General features: G+C 38.5%; 17 protein-coding genes and 1 tRNA gene. 12 read left to right on the top strand and 6 right to left on the bottom strand.

The genetic code is table 11. The annotated features are described in order from the left end of the window. The coding region (locus ABIQ28_RS02200) for a glycosyltransferase (RefSeq protein ID WP_348035115.1) at positions 1-814 on the bottom strand (814 nt) is incomplete at its 3' end. Positions 815-1,089: 275 nt separating this feature from the next. Here ABIQ28_RS02200 and trmB point away from each other — a divergent pair. From trmB to ABIQ28_RS02165, 7 genes are all read left to right on the top strand, one after another. After that, positions 1,090-1,764, top strand: coding sequence for a tRNA (guanosine(46)-N7)-methyltransferase TrmB (trmB, locus tag ABIQ28_RS02195; protein WP_348035114.1), 675 nt, complete (start codon positions 1,090-1,092; stop codon positions 1,762-1,764). Positions 1,765-1,766: 2 nt separating this feature from the next. Then, the gene (locus ABIQ28_RS02190) at positions 1,767-2,396 is read left to right on the top strand and encodes a LysE family transporter (RefSeq protein ID WP_348035113.1); all 630 of its coding nucleotides are present in this window, start codon (positions 1,767-1,769) and stop codon (positions 2,394-2,396) included. Continuing rightward, entirely contained in the window at positions 2,393-2,722 is a 330-nt protein-coding gene (locus ABIQ28_RS02185; RefSeq protein ID WP_348035112.1) for an MGMT family protein, read from the top strand. Before ABIQ28_RS02190 ends, ABIQ28_RS02185 begins: the two co-directional genes overlap by 4 nt. A gap of 311 nt (positions 2,723-3,033) precedes the next feature. After that, complete coding sequence (locus ABIQ28_RS02180; protein ID WP_348035111.1) at positions 3,034-4,170, top strand: Mrp/NBP35 family ATP-binding protein; 1,137 nt, start codon at positions 3,034-3,036, stop codon at positions 4,168-4,170. A gap of 48 nt (positions 4,171-4,218) precedes the next feature. Further along, positions 4,219-4,461, top strand: a complete 243-nt coding sequence (locus ABIQ28_RS02175) for a NifU family protein (RefSeq protein ID WP_348035110.1) — start codon at positions 4,219-4,221, stop codon at positions 4,459-4,461. 165 nt (positions 4,462-4,626) lie between these two features. After that, entirely contained in the window at positions 4,627-5,688 is a 1,062-nt protein-coding gene (locus tag ABIQ28_RS02170) for an NAD(P)/FAD-dependent oxidoreductase (protein WP_348035117.1), read from the top strand. A gap of 55 nt (positions 5,689-5,743) precedes the next feature. Then, a complete protein-coding gene (locus tag ABIQ28_RS02165; protein ID WP_348035109.1) occupies positions 5,744-6,076 on the top strand; it encodes a 2Fe-2S iron-sulfur cluster-binding protein in 333 nt (110 codons plus the stop codon). Between the two features lie 202 nt (positions 6,077-6,278). Here the strand turns inward: ABIQ28_RS02165 and ABIQ28_RS02160 are convergent, their stop codons facing one another. The 5 genes from ABIQ28_RS02160 to ABIQ28_RS02140 all read right to left on the bottom strand — a co-directional run bounded on the left by ABIQ28_RS02160 (position 6,279) and on the right by ABIQ28_RS02140 (position 9,897). Further along, the gene (locus tag ABIQ28_RS02160; protein ID WP_348035108.1) at positions 6,279-7,457 is read right to left on the bottom strand and encodes an acyl-CoA dehydrogenase family protein; all 1,179 of its coding nucleotides are present in this window, start codon (positions 7,455-7,457) and stop codon (positions 6,279-6,281) included. 64 nt (positions 7,458-7,521) lie between these two features. Beyond that, the gene (locus tag ABIQ28_RS02155; protein WP_348035107.1) at positions 7,522-8,232 is read right to left on the bottom strand and encodes a methyltransferase; all 711 of its coding nucleotides are present in this window, start codon (positions 8,230-8,232) and stop codon (positions 7,522-7,524) included. Between the two features lie 42 nt (positions 8,233-8,274). Beyond that, the gene (locus tag ABIQ28_RS02150; protein WP_348035106.1) at positions 8,275-8,625 is read right to left on the bottom strand and encodes a four helix bundle protein; all 351 of its coding nucleotides are present in this window, start codon (positions 8,623-8,625) and stop codon (positions 8,275-8,277) included. Positions 8,626-8,659: 34 nt separating this feature from the next. After that, positions 8,660-9,187, bottom strand: coding sequence for a ribosome maturation factor RimM (gene rimM, locus ABIQ28_RS02145; RefSeq protein ID WP_348035105.1), 528 nt, complete (start codon positions 9,185-9,187; stop codon positions 8,660-8,662). Between the two features lie 155 nt (positions 9,188-9,342). Further along, complete coding sequence (locus ABIQ28_RS02140; RefSeq protein WP_348035104.1) at positions 9,343-9,897, bottom strand: 30S ribosomal protein S16; 555 nt, start codon at positions 9,895-9,897, stop codon at positions 9,343-9,345. Positions 9,898-10,556: 659 nt separating this feature from the next. Between ABIQ28_RS02140 and dnaE the strand changes: the two genes are divergently transcribed. The 5 genes from dnaE (at position 10,557) to ABIQ28_RS02115 (ending at position 17,579) form a co-directional block, all read left to right on the top strand. Further along, a complete protein-coding gene (gene dnaE, locus ABIQ28_RS02135; RefSeq protein ID WP_348035103.1) occupies positions 10,557-14,942 on the top strand; it encodes a DNA polymerase III subunit alpha in 4,386 nt (1,461 codons plus the stop codon). 366 nt (positions 14,943-15,308) lie between these two features. Continuing rightward, on the top strand, positions 15,309-15,644 hold the full coding sequence (gene trxA, locus ABIQ28_RS02130; RefSeq protein ID WP_348035116.1) for a thioredoxin: 336 nt from the start codon (positions 15,309-15,311) through the stop codon (positions 15,642-15,644). A 161-nt stretch (positions 15,645-15,805) separates the two neighbouring features. Then, complete coding sequence (locus ABIQ28_RS02125; protein WP_348035102.1) at positions 15,806-16,351, top strand: ATP-dependent Clp protease proteolytic subunit; 546 nt, start codon at positions 15,806-15,808, stop codon at positions 16,349-16,351. Between the two features lie 143 nt (positions 16,352-16,494). Next, positions 16,495-17,424 (top strand): DUF58 domain-containing protein, encoded by a 930-nt coding sequence (locus ABIQ28_RS02120; RefSeq protein ID WP_348035101.1) that lies wholly within the window; start codon positions 16,495-16,497, stop codon positions 17,422-17,424. A gap of 81 nt (positions 17,425-17,505) precedes the next feature. Further along, positions 17,506-17,579, top strand: a tRNA-Asp gene (locus ABIQ28_RS02115). Positions 17,580-17,933: the final 354 nt, after the last annotated feature.

Genomic DNA, 17,933 nt, shown 5'->3' with positions numbered 1-17,933 from the left:
CCGACCGCGCCACGATCAGTTCACTTGAATTTATGGATTTTTCCAACAGTTCACTGGTCATAAAATTATAGATGGTCATATTTCCAGAGGTATGGACGGTTTGCTCTTCTTCTATAATGCCTTTTACGAACAAAACTTTAAAGTTGTAATTTTTAAATTCTTTCAATAATTTCTCCTCCAATATACTGCGTTGAGGCTCTGGACCAGATAACAAGATCATGATGTCGTACTGAAATTCGCTTTCGGTTTTTTGAAATCGACTTAAAGGGCCAATGTATTTTATATTTAGTCCATGATCCTCAATATGACCCATCTTTCCACTTAAATTAGGTTGCTCTAGAGTGTCAGGAACCCAGCATTCGTTAAATCGCTGGATGGTTTTCTGATGAATTTTTGTGCTTAGCCAAGTCGTGTTACCGCTCAAAACTTTCAGTTGGTGCGTGATATAAGCCGAAGGCAAATCCTTATGATAAACCCCAAATCTATTATCTGAAATAATGCCGTCAATCTGATGCGTTTTTACAATAAGTTTAACTGCCTTTTGCTCATCCCGAATGGTTTTCAAAATCTTTGGAGTATCCTTTAAAAGTTTCAATTTTAGATGATTTCTTTTTTTGGCATAGCTGATATTATAAGAAGGCAATTCAACGGCTTCCAAGTCAGGGAACTCCTTGGTCAAAAGCGAAAGTGCCGCGCCGTCACTTGCCATTATAGGCGTGAAGTTGTGTTGTGCTAAAGCGTTAATGATCGGGATGCAGCGTGTTGCATGGCCCAATCCCCAATTTAAAGGCGCTATTAATATCTTTTTCTTCATTTTTATTTTGGGCGCGACCACAAGGGTCGGGTTTTCCGCTATATCTTTTTTTGCTAAACAGGTATTGGAGTTTGATGACATATAGCAAGGCAAAAAAAGGATGCCGCTTCAACCCCTCGCGCAAATTCGGCAAACAATTAAAAGTTCTCGAAACATTCAAAGATAACGATATAATCACTTCCATATATTTCCTTAATTTTGCAAATTATTAAAAACAAGCTTATTCAGGCAACAAACAAGAAACCTGAAAGAGCAGAAACCAGAAATAATAAAACGTGGGAAGCAAAAACAAACTCAAGAGATTTAGAGAAAATGAAAACTTTTCAAACGTGTATCAACCCACGCGTGATGAATTGGTAAATGGCGAATTTGAAATAAAAGGACAATGGAACGCGAAGGTTTTTAAAAACGACCATCCTTTGGTTTTGGAATTGGGCTGTGGAAAGGGAGAATATACTGTTGAGTTGGCTAAAAGATATCCCAACAAAAACTTTATTGGGATTGACATTAAAGGCGCCCGATTTTGGAGAGGTGCAAAAACGGCCATTGAGGACGGAATTCCTAACGCCGCTTTTTTAAGAACCCAAATAGAATTGATCGAACATGCCTTTGGCAAAAATGAAGTGGATGAAATTTGGATCACTTTCCCAGATCCGCAGATAAAATATAAGCGAACTAAACACCGTATGACCAACGCTGACTTCTTGGACCGTTACAAAACTATCCTCAAGCCAGATGGTATTGTGCATTTAAAAACGGATAGTGAATTTATGCATGGCTATACCTTAGGCTTGTTGCATGGTGCAGGTCACGAGGTGCTTTATGCTAATCATGATGTGTACAGACAAGAAGGAAGTCCAGCAGAAGTGACAGAAATTCAGACCTATTATGAAGGTCAATATCTAGAAAAGAACAAAGCAATTACCTATATTAGATTTAAAATTAAATAGACTTGAACATTACTGTCATATTTCTTCTTGGAATGGTCATTGCGCTTGTTGGTGTCATTCCTCCCGGATTGCTGAATATGACGGCTGCCAAAATCAGCCTTAAGGAAGGACATGTTCGAGGGATAATGTTCTCGATTGGTGTTTGTGTTATAGTTTTTCTACAAACCTATATTGCTGCCATGTTTGCACGATATTTAATCAACCATAAAGATGTGGTTGAGGTTTTGCAACGCGTGGCGTTTGTCATCTTTGTGCTGATTACTGTTTATTATCTCGTGATCGCCAAAGCAACTTCCAAAACTGAAGTCGAGCCACAATCTCGAAGTAAGCACAGTCGTTTTTTTCATGGCATTTTTTTGTCGGCAATTAACGTGTTTCCAATTCCTTATCAGGCCTATATGACGGTCACTTTGGCATCTTTTGGTTGGTTGGACTTTAGTAAAACCATGATCATATCTTATGTATCTGGTGCGGTTACTGGTACGTTTGTGATGTTGTATGTATATATATTCTTTTTTGACAAGATCAAGAATAAGAAGTTGACCTCTCAAAAAAACATGAACTATATTATTGGTGGCATCACGGGGATCATTGCCACAGTTACATTGTTCAATATTATAAAGGAGCTATGAAGCCAGAAACGCTCAATTTTTTTGAAAAGGTATATGCCGTGGCCAAACAAATTCCTTATGGTCGTGTGACCAGTTTTGGGGCTATCGCCAATTACCTTGGCGCTTCCAAAAGTGCAAGAATGGTGGGCTACGCATTAAATGGCAGTGTAGGTAAAGATGTTCCAGCACATCGCGTCGTCAATAGAAAAGGTCTACTTACTGGTAAATTCCATTTTGAAGGCACCAACTTAATGCAACAATTATTGGAAAGCGAGGGGATTGAAGTGAAGGACAATCAAATCCAGAATTTTGCTGAGGTGTTTTGGGAGCCAATAAAAGAGCTTTAGGGTACAAGCACCAAAATTCAAGGACCAAATCCCAAATAGAAGCATTTTCATTCCTTTATTGAAATTTAAGAAGGTGGAGTTTTATCCTATTATTTCCTAATTTTGTAAAAATTTACAATTAACATCATAAACCGACTGCATAAGAGCGCTCCATCTTACGTGGTTAAAAACTTCGAGCTCCCAGCTTCCATCTTCCAGCTATATTAATTATATTTGCACTTTAGAATGATTCTTAATTAAAGTAAGAAATAAATAATGGAAATCTAAAAGCCTAACCATTATTATTCTTTGACTTTTAGTATCTCAAAGCAATGAAATTAAATAAACAAGACATCCTTAAAGCCCTCGAAAGCATTTCTGCCCCAGGTGAAGGACAAAATATGGTAGAAAGTGGCGCTGTTAAAAACGTGGTCACTTTTGCTGATGAAGTTATCGTAGATATCACTATAAATAATCCAGCGCTTCAAGCCAAAAAGAAAACCGAAGTAGAAATCATGAAAGCTATTCATGACAAAGTATATGAGAAGGCAAAAGTAACGGTCAATGTGAAAGTGGATGCACCACCAAAATCGGCGGCCAATACGATCAAAGGAAAAGCCATTCCGGGAATAAAAAATATTATAGCTGTGGCTTCGGGTAAGGGCGGTGTAGGAAAATCAACAGTGACTTCAAACTTAGCAGTTACTTTGGCTAAAATGGGGTTTAAAGTTGGGCTTCTTGATGCTGATATTTATGGGCCTTCTGCGCCTATTATGTTTGATGTAGAACGTGAGCGTCCTTTATCTGTTAATATTGATGGCAAATCTAAAATGAAACCCGTTGAGAACTACGGCGTTAAAATATTATCCATTGGCTTTTTTACCCAACCAGATCAAGCCGTAGTTTGGCGTGGGCCAATGGCATCAAAAGCCTTAAACCAAATGATTTTTGACGCCCATTGGGGAGAGTTGGATTTTATGTTGATTGATTTACCTCCGGGAACAGGCGATATCCATTTAAGTATTATGCAAGCATTGCCTATCACAGGTGCTGTTATTGTGAGTACACCGCAAAATGTGGCCTTAGCGGATGCCAAAAAAGGAGTGGCGATGTTTCAGCAAGAAAGCATCAATGTTCCTGTGCTAGGAATTATTGAGAATATGGCCTACTTCACCCCGGCGGAATTGCCGAATAATAAATACTATATTTTCGGAAAAGAAGGTGCTAAAAACTTAGCTCACGATTTGAATGTTCCGTTTTTAGGTGAAATTCCTTTGGTACAAAGTATTCGTGAGGCAGGAGATTTGGGGCGTCCGGCAGCGATGCAAACAGGAACTCCAATAGAGCTGGCTTTTGAGGAATTGACACGAAGCGTGGTGCAGGAAGTGGTCAAAAGAAATGATGATCTGCCACCAACTGAAGCAATCAAAATTACAACGATGGCTGGATGTTCAGCGGTTAAAAAATAAAATAACGATACTTTTTAATGGTATTGTAAACACCTTAATATTAGATACATGACTAGTGAAGAACTTAGATTAAATGTTGAAAAGGCACTAGATGAAATCCGTCCGTTCCTACAAAGTGATGGCGGTGACATTGTGTTATTGTCAATAGAAGATGATAAATTGGTCAAAGTGCAGTTGGAAGGTGCTTGTGTAGGCTGTTCTGTCAATCAAATGACCTTAAAGTCTGGTGTTGAAATGACCATAAAAAAGTATGCACCTCAAATTGAAGAGGTCATTAATGTTGTGGCTTAATTGCTGCTTATGCCATCTCGAAAATTCGGGATTCCGTTATATCCGAATGACTTTTTAATAGTTACAACATGATGAAAGTCATAAAATAAAACTTTCTTTATTCGGATTTTTGCACTTTAAAATGAAGTTGAATTAAATGAAGTACCCACTTTTGTGGCCATTTATATGATTAAAACCGATATACTTATCATTGGCGCAGGACCAACAGGACTTTTTGCTGTGTTCGAAGCCGGATTACTCAAAATGAAATGCCATCTCATTGACGCTTTGCCACAACCAGGCGGTCAATGTTCTGAGCTTTATCCGAAAAAACCTATCTATGACATTCCCGGTTTTCCTGAAATATTAGCAGGAGATTTGACCAATAACCTCTTGGAACAGTGCAAGCAATTTGAGCCTGGATTTACCTTGGGGGAGCGCGCAGATACGATTGAAAAACAAGAGGACGGCAGTTTTATTGTGACCACCAATAAAGGAACTAAACATCAGGCCCCTGTAGTTGCTATTGCCGGTGGTTTAGGCAGTTTTGAGCCGCGTAAACCTTTGATTCCAAATATTGCTTCGTTCGAAGATAATGGTGTCGAATATTTTATTAAAGATCCGGAAATGTACAGAAATAAGCGTGTGGTTATTTCTGGTGGTGGCGACTCTGCTTTAGATTGGAGTATTTTCCTGGCAGATATCGCTTCTGAAGTTACCTTAATTCATAGACGTAATGAATTTAGAGGAGCTTTGGATTCCGTTGACAAAGTACAGGAACTAAAGGATAAAGGAAAGATTAACCTCGTCACTCCTGCAGAAGTCATCAATATTGTTGGGGATTATAAAGTGGAGGCCGTAGTGGTTACGCAATCGCTTAATATTGAAAAAGAATTTGAGATAGAATGTGATCATTTTATTCCATTATTCGGATTGTCGCCTAAACTTGGACCTCTTGGCAATTGGGGACTCGAAATTGAGAAAAATGCCATCGTGGTCAATAATGCTTTGGATTACCAAACCAATATTCCAGGTGTTTTTGCCATAGGCGATATCAATACCTATCCAGGGAAATTAAAACTGATTTTATGTGGTTTCCATGAAGCAACCTTGATGTGCCAAGCGGCGTATCAAATTCTTAATCCTGGAAAGCGTTATGTGTTGAAATATACTACGGTTGCTGGTGTTGATGGATTTGATGGCACCCGTAAGGAAGCGCCAAAACAAGTTATTAAAGCGATAGATTAGTTCTACTCAACCTGTCAGGTTTTTAAAACCTGACAGGTTTGATTCAAATATAACGATGGAACAAGATATAAAAATCAAAATAACCGATAGAGAAGGCGTTACTCATGAGGTTTTGGCGCCCACTGATATGGCCATGAACCTGATGGAGGTCGTCAGAAGTTATGAACTAGCTCCTGAAGGAACCGTCGGTATTTGTGGTGGGATGGCGATGTGTGCGTCTTGTCAATGCTATGTGTTAAACGATACAGAACTTCCTGAAATGCAGGACGATGAAGAAGCGATGCTCTCCGAAGCGTTTTATGTAAAAGATAATTCAAGATTAAGTTGCCAAATACCAATTACTTTAGAACTGGAAGGTTTGGAGGTGGAATTGGCTCCGGAGTCTTAATATTTACAGACCTCACAGGTTTTTAAAACCTGTGAGGTCTTAAGGTAATTGGTTAATCCGTTTTCCCTGTTAAAATAAAATAAAATAGAAAAAGCGAGCTTTTGTAGCTCGCTTTTTCTATTTTATCCTTAAAAGGATTAATGAAAATACTTTTGTCTATCACACTTCTGTCGGAGTGAAATAATAAAATGAGCCTTAGGCTCTATTTAAAAGCGTTTAAACCGGTAATGTCTAATCCAGTGATCAATAAGTGGATGTCGTGTGTGCCTTCATAAGTGATGACACTTTCAAGGTTCATAGAGTGACGCATAATGCTATATTCGCCAGTAATTCCCATACCTCCTAGAATTTGACGTGCTTCGCGAGCAATAGTAATAGCCATATTCACATTATTGCGTTTGGCCATCGATATTTGCGCTGAGGTTGCTGTGCCGTTTTCTCTCATGACACCTAATCTCCAGGCTAATAATTGTGCTTTGGTGATTTCAGTAATCATTTCGGCCAATTTCTTTTGCTGTAATTGAAACTGTCCAATAGGTTTTCCAAACTGCATGCGTTCTTTACTATATCTTAAAGCTGTATCGTAACAGTCCATGGCAGCACCAATGGCGCCCCAAGCAATTCCATAACGAGCAGAATCCAAGCAACCCAATGGCGCGGCCAATCCAGATTTGTTAGGTAATAAATTTTCTTTAGGAACTTTAACGTTGTCAAAAATAAGCTCTCCTGTTGAAGACGCTCTTAATGACCATTTATTATGAGTTTCAGGAGTCGTAAAGCCTTCCATACCACGTTCGACGATTAGGCCATAGATACGTCCTTCTTCATTTTTAGCCCAAACTACGGCGATATCACAAAAAGGGGCGTTAGAAATCCACATTTTGGCACCATTCAAAAGATAATGGTCGCCCATATCCTTAAAATTAGTTACCATGCCGGCAGGGTCACTTCCGTAATCCGGCTCGGTCAGTCCAAAACTTCCCATCCATTCACCACTGGCAAGTTTTGGTAGGTATTTTTGACGTTGATCTTCGTTACCGTATTGCCAAATAGGATACATCACTAATGACGATTGTACAGAAGCCGTACTTCTTACACCAGAGTCGCCACGTTCAATTTCTTGCATGATTAATCCGTAAGAAATTTGGTCTAGACCAGCACCGCCGTATTCCGTCGGAATGTATGGTCCAAAGGCTCCAATTTCGGCTAGTCCGTTAATGATCTGTTTAGGGAATTCAGCTTTTTGAGCGTAATCTTCTATGATAGGTGATACTTCACGTTTTACCCATTCTCTAGCAGCATCGCGTACTAAACGGTGTTCGTCATTCAGTAATTCATCAATGTTGTAGTAATCTGGGGCTTGAAACAAATCTGGCTTCATGTGTTGCTATTTTATAAATTGAAAAACAAAAATAGCGAAACCGTTTGCAGTGAACAATTATAAACTACATTTTGAGATAGAAATCTTTGGTTAATTCAATATAATCGTCTGTATATTGATGTCTTGCAGTTTCTATGATGAGTTCCTTGGGAATTATAGAAGTTTCTTGAAAAGAAAACTCGATGAGGCTGCGTTTAATTTCTGTATGAGGCGCGCCTTTTACTCTTAAAATACGATTTGGAAAAAGATGTTCTTTGGAAGCTAATACGATAATTTCTTTTTCTTCTGAAATTGGAACGATCACAGAAAACCGTCCGTTTTCAGAAAGTAATTTTGAAACACTTTCAATAAGTTGTCGAAACGGCATAGCATCTGTAAATCGTGCTAAATCGCGTTGCTTACTATTGCTCTTGTAGGTGTCGATGTAAAATGGGGGATTGGAAATGATGAGATCGTATTTATCATCAATTTCATCAACAAATTCGTCTAAAGCAGCATGATAACAAAAAAGGCGATCTCCCCATGGCGAAGTTTCGAAATTATCAACACATTGTTCGTAGGCATCATCATCAATTTCAATGGCGTCAATGAGTTCTGCGCCACTGCGCTGCGCTAGCATCAATGCTAAAACGCCGGTGCCAGCGCCGATATCTAAAATAGAATATGGATGAGCATCCACATCAGTCCATGCGCCAAGCAAGACGGAATCCGTGCCTATTTTCATGGCGCAACGGTCTTGGTTGACGGCGAATTGTTTGAATTTAAACTGTTTCATAAGCGCTCCAATGTTTAAAATTCCAAATTCCAAATTCCAAAATCAGGACTTATTAATAATTGCAGATAAGATTCTTCTCAACTCTTCTGCTTCATTCAGAAGATTGAGTAAAGTGTCTTCAAAAGACGGGTTTAAGTCTCTTAAAAGTTTTAACCATAGCACTGATTCTTTAGCTTCTTTTCTTGCGATTTTAAGTCTAAATAAAAAATCTTTATCGCCAAGTTTTTCATTGGCTTCTATATAGTTTGCGGCTACTGAGGCTGATGAGCGTACCAATTGTCTTCCATCCTGGAGGTTGGAAATCGTTTTAGAAAGTGACGCTATCAAAAGTCTACAGTTTTTTGCAAACAGATATGTTCTTTCTTCTAAATCATAAACTCTCTTGTTTTCCATAACATATTGGAATTTGGAATTTTTTCTTTGGAATTTATTCGAGATATAGATCAATCAGTCCTTCTGGTGTTTCCAACAAAATAAGTCTGTTTTCTTTGTCTACTTTCTTAATAAACGCATCATTCATAGGGATCAAAATTTCAATTCCATCACGGTCAATTTCAAAAAGTGCTTGGGCTGTGGAATCGTTAACCGATTTTACAACGCCAACCTTTCCAAAATTTACGTCTTCAACTGCAAATCCGATGATTTCGTGGAAATAAAATTTGTCATCATCAAGTTTTGGTAAAAATTCTAAAGGCAAGTAAATGTCACATTTTAAAAGTGCATCGGCATCCTGTTCCGTCTCAACATCTTCAAATTTTACCCGTAACAATTCAGATTTATGTAGCTGTGACGATTCAATAAAAAAAGGCACTAGATTATTGCGAAGATCAACAAAAACAGAATCCATGTCTTCATAGATTTCTGGATCATCCGAGTCTAATTTTATGAGCAATTCTCCTTTAAAACTGTATTTCTTTACAATTTTACCAACGTAGAAACAGTCTTCTTTTAACATAGATTTTTTCTTTAAACTTTAACTTAACAAATTTAATAAGATCCCGCCAAAAGACGGAGGTGTTCAAGGACTTATTCTGTGTGGTTAGAATAGCTTATTGAACAAAAAACTCCGATAGGTCATATCGGAGTTTAAAAGTATAAAAAATAAATTCTTTATTCTTCTGTTTTTGTTTTAGCATCTTCAGCTGGAGCATCTTCCGTTGCTTCAACTTCAGCAGGAGCATTTGCAGCAGCTTCGGCAGCTTCTGCATCGGCAATAACCTGTGCAGCTTCAGCTTCACGCTTAGCATTTACTTCTTTTTCAGCTTCTTGAGCTTTCGCTTTAGCATCAGCACTAGCTTTTACTAAACCTTCTTTTTTAGCGTCAACTTTACCTGCTTTTTCATCTAACCAAGCCGCAAATTTAGCATCTGCTTGCTCTTCTGTTAAAGCACCTTTTCTAACACCGCCAGCAAGATGGTTTTTCAATAGGGCACCTTTGTAAGACAAAATTGCTTTTGCCGTATCAGTAGGTTGCGCACCATTTTGTAACCATTTTACTGCCAAATCAACATCTAATTCAATAGTTGCTGGATTGGTAGTTGGATTGTAAGCACCTATTTTTTCTAGGTATTTACCATCTCTTTTTGACCTTGAATCGGCCGCAATGATCCAGAAAAATGGTTTCCCTTTTTTTCCGCGTCTTTGTAATCTAATTTTAACTGCCATAAATAATTAATTAGTGAGGTTCGCGACCTCTATTATTAATAAGTCCGCAAAGATACTACAAATATTTTATTGACAATTATTTTACTGCAAATAAACTTAGGAATAATTTTTCTTAGTTTTTTGATTTTCAACAAGGTATTTAGCTCATAATAAGCGGTCTGAAATGTGGGGCCGTGAAGGGGATGGTGGTTATATTCATTGTGTTAAATGATAAGGGTGTTAATGTGGTATAATTCAATTCTTCCTCAAGTTAAGGAAATGGAAAGGATAGATTTTGGTACAAGAGTGGCCATGATGCTGTGATTTTTGAATATGGAAGAAGCAGAGTTATTGCAGATAATAAAATTGAAAAAATGACGATTATATTGACGTCCAATCAAAAAAGCTCTTTGGGTTATTTCACGGGAGTGCTTCAAAAGCATAAAGACAAGTGTAATTATTATCAAAGTAGTCCCTTGGATTGCATTTTTATTTCCAACTATTTCCAATTTTCATTTTATAAAAGCGTTATTTATATGTAATTTTAAAAACTTTTCTTTTGAAGAAAAAGCCCAGTAAATTCAGCCGATTTTATTAAAATTATTCTTGGATTCGACCGTCATTAGACAGGTTCGAGGCTAAAAACGACTAAACAAGAAACTACAAACAAAGCAACATACATGTATTTAATTTTCGATACCGAAACCACAGGATTACCAAAACGTTGGGATGCGCCCATCAGCGACACGGATAACTGGCCAAGATGTATCCAAATAGCCTGGCAATTGCATGACGCTATGGGTAATATTATCGAGCATCAGGATTATTTGGTACAGCCTGACGGCTTTAATATTCCTTATGATGCTGAGAAAATTCACGGTATTTCAACTGATCTTGCCCAACAGCAAGGTGTGCCGTTAGCTGAAGTATTAGAGAAATTCAATGCCGCTTTAGCAAAGACTAAATTTGTTGTGGGACAAAACGTTGGTTTTGACTTGAACATTATGGGCGCTGAATTTCATCGTGAAGGGGTGGTCAATAATTTACAGGAACTTCCTGTTTTAGATACCTGTACAGAACATACTGCAAGTTTATGTCAACTTCCGGGCGGACGTTATGGAAGATTTAAATTGCCAACTTTAACCGAGTTGCACCAATTTCTTTTTAACGTTCCTTTTTCAGAAGCACATAATGCTACTGCCGACGTTGAGGCGACCACACGTTGTTTTTTGGAATTGATCAGACGTGAAGAATATACGATAGAGCAATTGGACGTTGCATCCGATTATTTTGAGAATTTTAAAGAGGCAAATCCGGAAACCATTCAGTTGATCGGATTAAAGCATATCAATCTTAAAGCCGAAAGCGCAAAGGTTAAAAAACAGATTGAAGCACTTCAAAAGTCTGATGAGCCTTCCAAAAAAGAAATTGCCCAAAATATTGAAGAGCTTAAAGATGTTGAGTTTGTGCATTTGCACAACCACTCGCAGTTTTCAGTATTACAATCCACCATCAGTGTGCCTGATCTGGTGGCTTTAGCAGCGGAACAAGATATGTCTGCCGTAGCGCTTACCGATCATGCTAATATGATGGGTGCTTTTCATTTTGTGAAAGCGGTGGGCAATCACAATAGAAATGTTGAAGCTAAAAATAAAGCTGCTGAAGAACGCGGCGAAACTCCGACTGAAAAAATAATCAAACCTATTCTGGGCTGTGAGTTTTTTGTATGTGAAGACCATAAAGATAAAAGCCGAAAGGATAACGGTTACCAGATTGTCATGTTGGCCAAAAATAAAAATGGCTATCATAATTTATCTAAATTATCGTCGCACGCCTTTGTGAACGGGTTTTATTATTTGCCTCGAATTGATAAAAAACTAATTCAAGAATACAAGGAGGATCTTATTGTCTTAACCGGAAACCTCTATGGAGAAGTTCCTAGCAAGATTCTGAATATTGGCGAAAACCAGGCAGAAGAAGCCTTGCTTTGGTGGAAAGAGGAATTTGGTGACGATCTTTATGTGGAGTTGATGCGCCATAATCAGGAAGATGAAAATCGGGTTAATCCTGTGTTGATTGATTTTGCGAGAAAACACGACATTAAGTTGGTCGCTACCAATAATACCTATTATGGTAAGAAGGAAGATGCCAATGCGCACGATATCTTACTCTGTGTTAAAGATGGCGAAAAGCAATCGACGCCCATAGGACGCGGCCGCGGGTATCGTTTTGGGATGCCTAACCAGGAATATTATTTTAAGTCGGGCGAAGAGATGAAAAAACTCTTTAAGGACATTCCCGAAGCTATTTCCAATATTCAGGAAGTGGTCGATAAAGTGGAAGCCTATGAATTGGCTAGAGATGTCTTGTTGCCTGCGTTTGGAATTCCTGAGGAATTTAGACATGCCGAAGATCTTATAGATAAAGGCAAACGCGGAGAGAATGCTTATTTGCGACATATTACCTATGAAGGCGCCAAAAAACGGTATCCAGAAATTACCGAGGAGATAAAGGAGCGACTGGATTTTGAGTTGAGTGTTATTGAAAATACGGGCTATCCTGGGTATTTCTTGATTGTTGAGGATTTTATCAGGGAAGCCCGAAACATGGATGTTTCTGTGGGACCTGGTCGTGGTTCGGCGGCAGGTTCTGTGGTAGCTTATTGTTTGAAGATTACCAATATTGATCCGCTAAAGTACAATTTGCTTTTTGAGCGTTTCTTGAATCCGGATCGTGTGAGCATGCCGGATATCGATATCGATTTTGATGATGAAGGCCGGAGCAAGGTTATGGATTATGTGATCCAAAAATATGGAAGTAGCCAGGTGGCTCAAATTATTACTTACGGTACCATGGCGGCCAAATCGTCCATTCGTGATACCGCGCGAGTTTTAGATTTACCACTTTTTGATGCCGACCGCATCTCAAAACTTATCCCGAATATGTCCAAATTGGGCAAAATATTTGGCTATGATGAAAAACAGCTCAGCAAAGCATTCCGATCAGAAGATTTAGAAAAAGTAAACGAACTGATCAACCTTTCCGAAGGTCGTGGCTTGGAAGCTGAAACCATTAATTTGGCAAGGATTCTTGAAGGCTCCGTGAGAAATACAGGAATTCACGCCTGTGGGGTAATTATTACGCCAGATGATATTACCAAATTCGTTCCGGTGGCCACGGCAAAGGATTCTGATTTGTATGTGACTCAGTTTGATAACTCTGTGGTGGAGGATGCCGGTTTGCTGAAAATGGACTTCTTGGGATTAAAGACCTTGACCTTAATTAAGGATACGGTTAAAATTGTCAAGGCTAAACACGATATTCTACTCGATCCTGACACTTTTCCATTAGATGATGAATTGACTTATGAGTTGTTCCAAAAAGGCGAAACTGTAGGCGTGTTCCAATATGAATCTCCAGGGATGCAAAAACACCTTAAGGAATTAAAACCGACCGTTTTTGAAGATTTAATCGCAATGAACGCCTTGTATCGTCCGGGGCCAATGGAATATATTCCAAGTTTTACCAGACGTAAACACGGCGATGAAGAGATAGAATATGACCTTCCTGCGATGGAGGAATATCTAAAGGAAACTTATGGTATTACCGTTTACCAAGAGCAGGTGATGCTGCTATCGCAAAAACTGGCCGATTTTACCAAAGGTGAAGCCGACGTTTTGCGGAAGGCGATGGGTAAAAAGCAGATTTCGGTTTTGGATAAGATGAAACCGAAATTTATAGCTCAGGCTGAAGCTAATGGTCATGACGCTAAAAAACTGGAGAAAATTTGGAAAGACTGGGAAGCATTTGCGAGTTATGCGTTTAATAAATCGCATTCCACGTGTTATGCTTGGATTGCTTACCAAACGGCTTATTTAAAAGCACATTATCCGGCCGAATATATGGCTGCGGTACTCAGTAATAATATGAACGACATCAAGCAGGTCACTTTCTTTATGGAGGAATGCAAGCGGATGAAATTGAATGTGCTTGGACCAGATGTCAATGAATCTTTTTACAAGTTTTCAGTTAACAAGGATTATGCGGTCCGTTTTGGAATGGGTGCTATTAAAGGCGTGGGCCATGGCGCCGTGATGACGATTGTAGAAAACAGAAAAGATGGGGTTTACAAATCTATTTTTGATTTTACAAAGCGAATTGATTTAAGGGCGGCCAACAAAAAAGCCATTGAAAACTTGGCATTGGCTGGCGGATTTGATTGTTTTACGGATACCCACCGCGCACAATATTTTCAGGATGAAGGAGACAATATTACGTTTTTGGAAAAGGCGATACGCTATGGTAGCAAGCATCAGGAAAATGAAAACTCAGCACAAGTCAGTTTGTTTGGTGATGCCAGTGATGTTCAAATTGCTGAGCCTTTAGTGCCTCCTTGTGAGGAGTGGGGCACCATGGAAAAATTGGCTCAGGAACGTGAAGTGGTCGGGATTTATATTTCTGGACATCCACTTGATGATTTCAAGATCGAGATGAAAACGTTTTGTAACGCCACGTTGGCGCTCTTTACAAATCTTGATCCTTATGTCAATCGGGAATTGACCTTTGGCGGGGTGGTGACTGTCGTGGAGCATCGTGTGAGCAAGCAGGGGAAAGGTTGGGCCATGTTTACCATTGAAGATTATACCGATAGTTTTGAATTCCGAATTTTTGGAGAAGAATACTTGAGATTTAGACACTTTTTAGTGCAAAGTTCATTCGTGTATGTTAAAGTGTATGTCAAGGAAGGCTGGACGAATAAGGATACAGGGAAAAAAAGTGAACCACGATTGCAATTTACCAGTTTTCAATTGTTGCATGACGTCATGGAGACCTATGCGAAAAAATTATCGATTCAGTTAGAGATAAAGGATTTGAAAGAAAGTAAAATCAAGGCGCTTGATGAAATTTTAAGAATGCATGAAGGGAATCATGCGCTGAATTTTTTGGTTTATGATAATGAAGCCAAAATTAAATTGCACATGCCGAGTAGAAAGCAAAAAGTAAAGATTTCTCAGGAGTTGTTGGATGAATTGAATGGTCAGGATTTATTTTATAAGTTGAATTAAACGGTCATTGCGAGGAAGCATGACGAAGCAATCTTTTGAATTTCGAACAGAGTTGAAAATTAAGAATTAAGTGGAGAAAATTGCTTCATTCCCCTAATAATGACGACTTGTTTTGAAAAGCCAAATTTGCGCAAGGGATTATTCGTCCACTTTTATTTTATATTTGGAACTCATGAATGCTTCGCATTTGAAGTGGCAGCCTTTTTATTGCTTTTCGCAATAAAAAGATACAACGGAAAGCCCGGTTTATGCGCGCAAAAAGTTGTTATAACTATCACGAATCCAGCTATAAGCAAAACAAATGTTAACCGTATAAGGATTGGTTAATATTTTGATTATTTTTGAGCATTAAATAAAAGTGAAACAATTAAAAGTATAAAAAATATGGCATTAGAAATAACAGATGCAAACTTTGAAGAAACGGTTTTGAAAAGTGATAAGCCGGTAGTAGTAGATTTTTGGGCTGCTTGGTGTGGACCTTGTAGAATGGTAGGACCGATCATTGACCAAATTAGTGAAGAATATGCAGGTAAAGCTGTCGTTGGTAAAGTGGACGTTGATGCAAATCAAGAATTTGCTGCTAAATATGGTGTGCGTAACATCCCAACGGTATTAGTGTTCCAGAACGGAGAAGTTGTTGGAAGACAGGTTGGTGTAGCTCCTAAAAATGCTTACACTGATGCTATTGACGCCCTTTTATAGTCGTTAAATAGAGCAAGCATCTATATACTAATATCTAAAAATTCAGGATTAGGATATGATGTACTATCTGTGATCTTAAAAAAAATAGAATATTCAGATAAAATGATAGAAGGTTTGCTGTAATGGTAAACCTTTTTTTATTTTAGTTAAAAATTTAGAAAATGAGCGATAAAACAAAAATACAAGATGCGATTGATCGCAAATTGATAGAAGAGCGTAAAGTGTTCCTTTGGGGACAAGTGGATGATAAATCGGCGAAACATGTCATCGATCGGTTGATGTACTTAGATGCTTTGGATATTGAGGATATTCATTTATATATCAATAGTCCTGGAGGTTATGTGACTTCTGGATTTGCGATTTATGACTGTATGAAGTCTTTGAAAAGTGACGTATCTACGATTTGTACAGGATTTGCAGCATCGATGGGTTCCATTTTGTTGTCAGCAGGAACGAAAGGCAAACGATTGATCCAACCACACGCACGCGTTATGATCCATCAGCCAAGTGGCGGTGCACGCGGACCAGCGAGTGATATTGAAATTACTGCCCAAGAAATTTTGAAAACAAAAGAATTGAGTGCACGTTTATTAGCGGAAAATTGCAATCAATCTATCGAAAAGATAATGAAGGATTTTAATCGCGACCATTGGATGGGCGCTGAGGAATCTGTGAGTTACGGCATTGTTGATAAGATTGCCCAATAGAAATAAGAATACAGTATCAAGTATTAAGATTGGAGCGTTCTTAGTTTCAGTCTTAATACTTAATTCTACAAGCGATTTGTGCTGAGCTTTGGTCGAAGCAAGCAGTCTTAAGGCTTAAAAAAATCGGTCTAATAGTTTATCAAATGGATTTACAGCAAGAACTTACTAAAACGGGAGGTTTTAAAAATCTCGAACTGCTCGCCAAGCAAGTGGTTGAAGGTTTTATTGCTGGGATGCATAAGAGTCCATTTCATGGGTTTTCTGCGGAGTTTGCCGAGCATAAGATTTACAATCAAGGCGAAAGCACCAAACATATTGATTGGAAGTTGTTTGCCAAAACGGATAAGCTGTTTACCAAACGCTATGATGAGGAAACTAATTTGCGTTGCCACTTGATTATTGACAACAGCAGTTCCATGCATTATCCGGAGATGAAATCGTTTTCCATCAATAATTTGAATAAAATTGCGTTTTCAGCTTTAGCATCTGCCAGTTTGATGCACATTCTTAAAAAGCAACGTGATGCGGTAGGTTTGAGTATTTATAGCGATGCCTATGATTATTACGCGCCCGAAAAGGGAAGTGAGCGCCACCATCACATGTTATTGAGTGAATTGAGCAAAACGATCATTTCAAGGCCGGTTAACAAACAAACAGAAACATATACCTATCTGCATCAAATTGCGGAGAAGATCCATCGTAGATCTTTGATTTTCTTCTTTACGGATATGTTCCAGACCACAACGGATCAAACAAAATTATTTGAGGCGCTTCGGCATTTAAAACATAAGAAACATGAGGTGGTTTTATTTCATGTGTTTGATAAGGAAAAGGAATTGACTTTCTATTTTGACAATACACCCAAGCGTTTTGTAGATGTTGAGACTGGCGAGCACATTAATTTGTATCCAGAAACCATAAAAGAGGCTTATGAATCGGCTGTAGGATCTTATTTTGATGAATTGCGGGTTAAGTGTGGTCAATATCAAATAAAATATGTGGAAGCTAATATCACTAAGGATTTCGATAAGATCCTGACTACCTACATGGTAGAGCGTGGGAAATTTAAGTAGGGAAAATAATTTTAAAAAAAGTGCATAAAACATTTGCGATATTGAAATTGAGGTGTATATTTGCACTCGCATTGACGCAACGGTCTGGTAGTTCAGCTGGTTAGAATGCCGCCCTGTCACGGCGGAGGTCGCGGGTTCGAGTCCCGTCCAGACCGCAAAAATGCTAAGAAGCTCTAAAGAAATTTAGAGCTTTTTTTAGCGCTTTAAAGAAGTTGTGTTGTTTCCGAAGTTAAATTCGGAACGTAGTGAGTACCAGAGCGATTTGGTATTCCAATGAGAAGCTTTCCTTTTCTGTTTTTAACAGAATCGGGATGCTTTTTTGTTTTAGGGTGGTTTCGAAATTTTCGAAACATCCTATATTCTTCAGAAATCCTGGATCAAGTCAAAAAGTTGTGGGATTTTAGGTTTGAGGATTTAATTTAACCGCTAAGATGCAGAGTAAAATCCCAAAGTTCGCAAGGTTATAAAATCTCATGACGTCCATTGCGAAAATCCTTTGTGGTTCTTGC

This window comes from Gelidibacter sp., assembly GCF_039916245.1.
Lineage (GTDB): Bacteria > Bacteroidota > Bacteroidia > Flavobacteriales > Flavobacteriaceae > Gelidibacter.
Note: the sequence above shows the minus strand (reverse complement) of the source record. Positions and strands in the feature narration are given on the sequence as shown.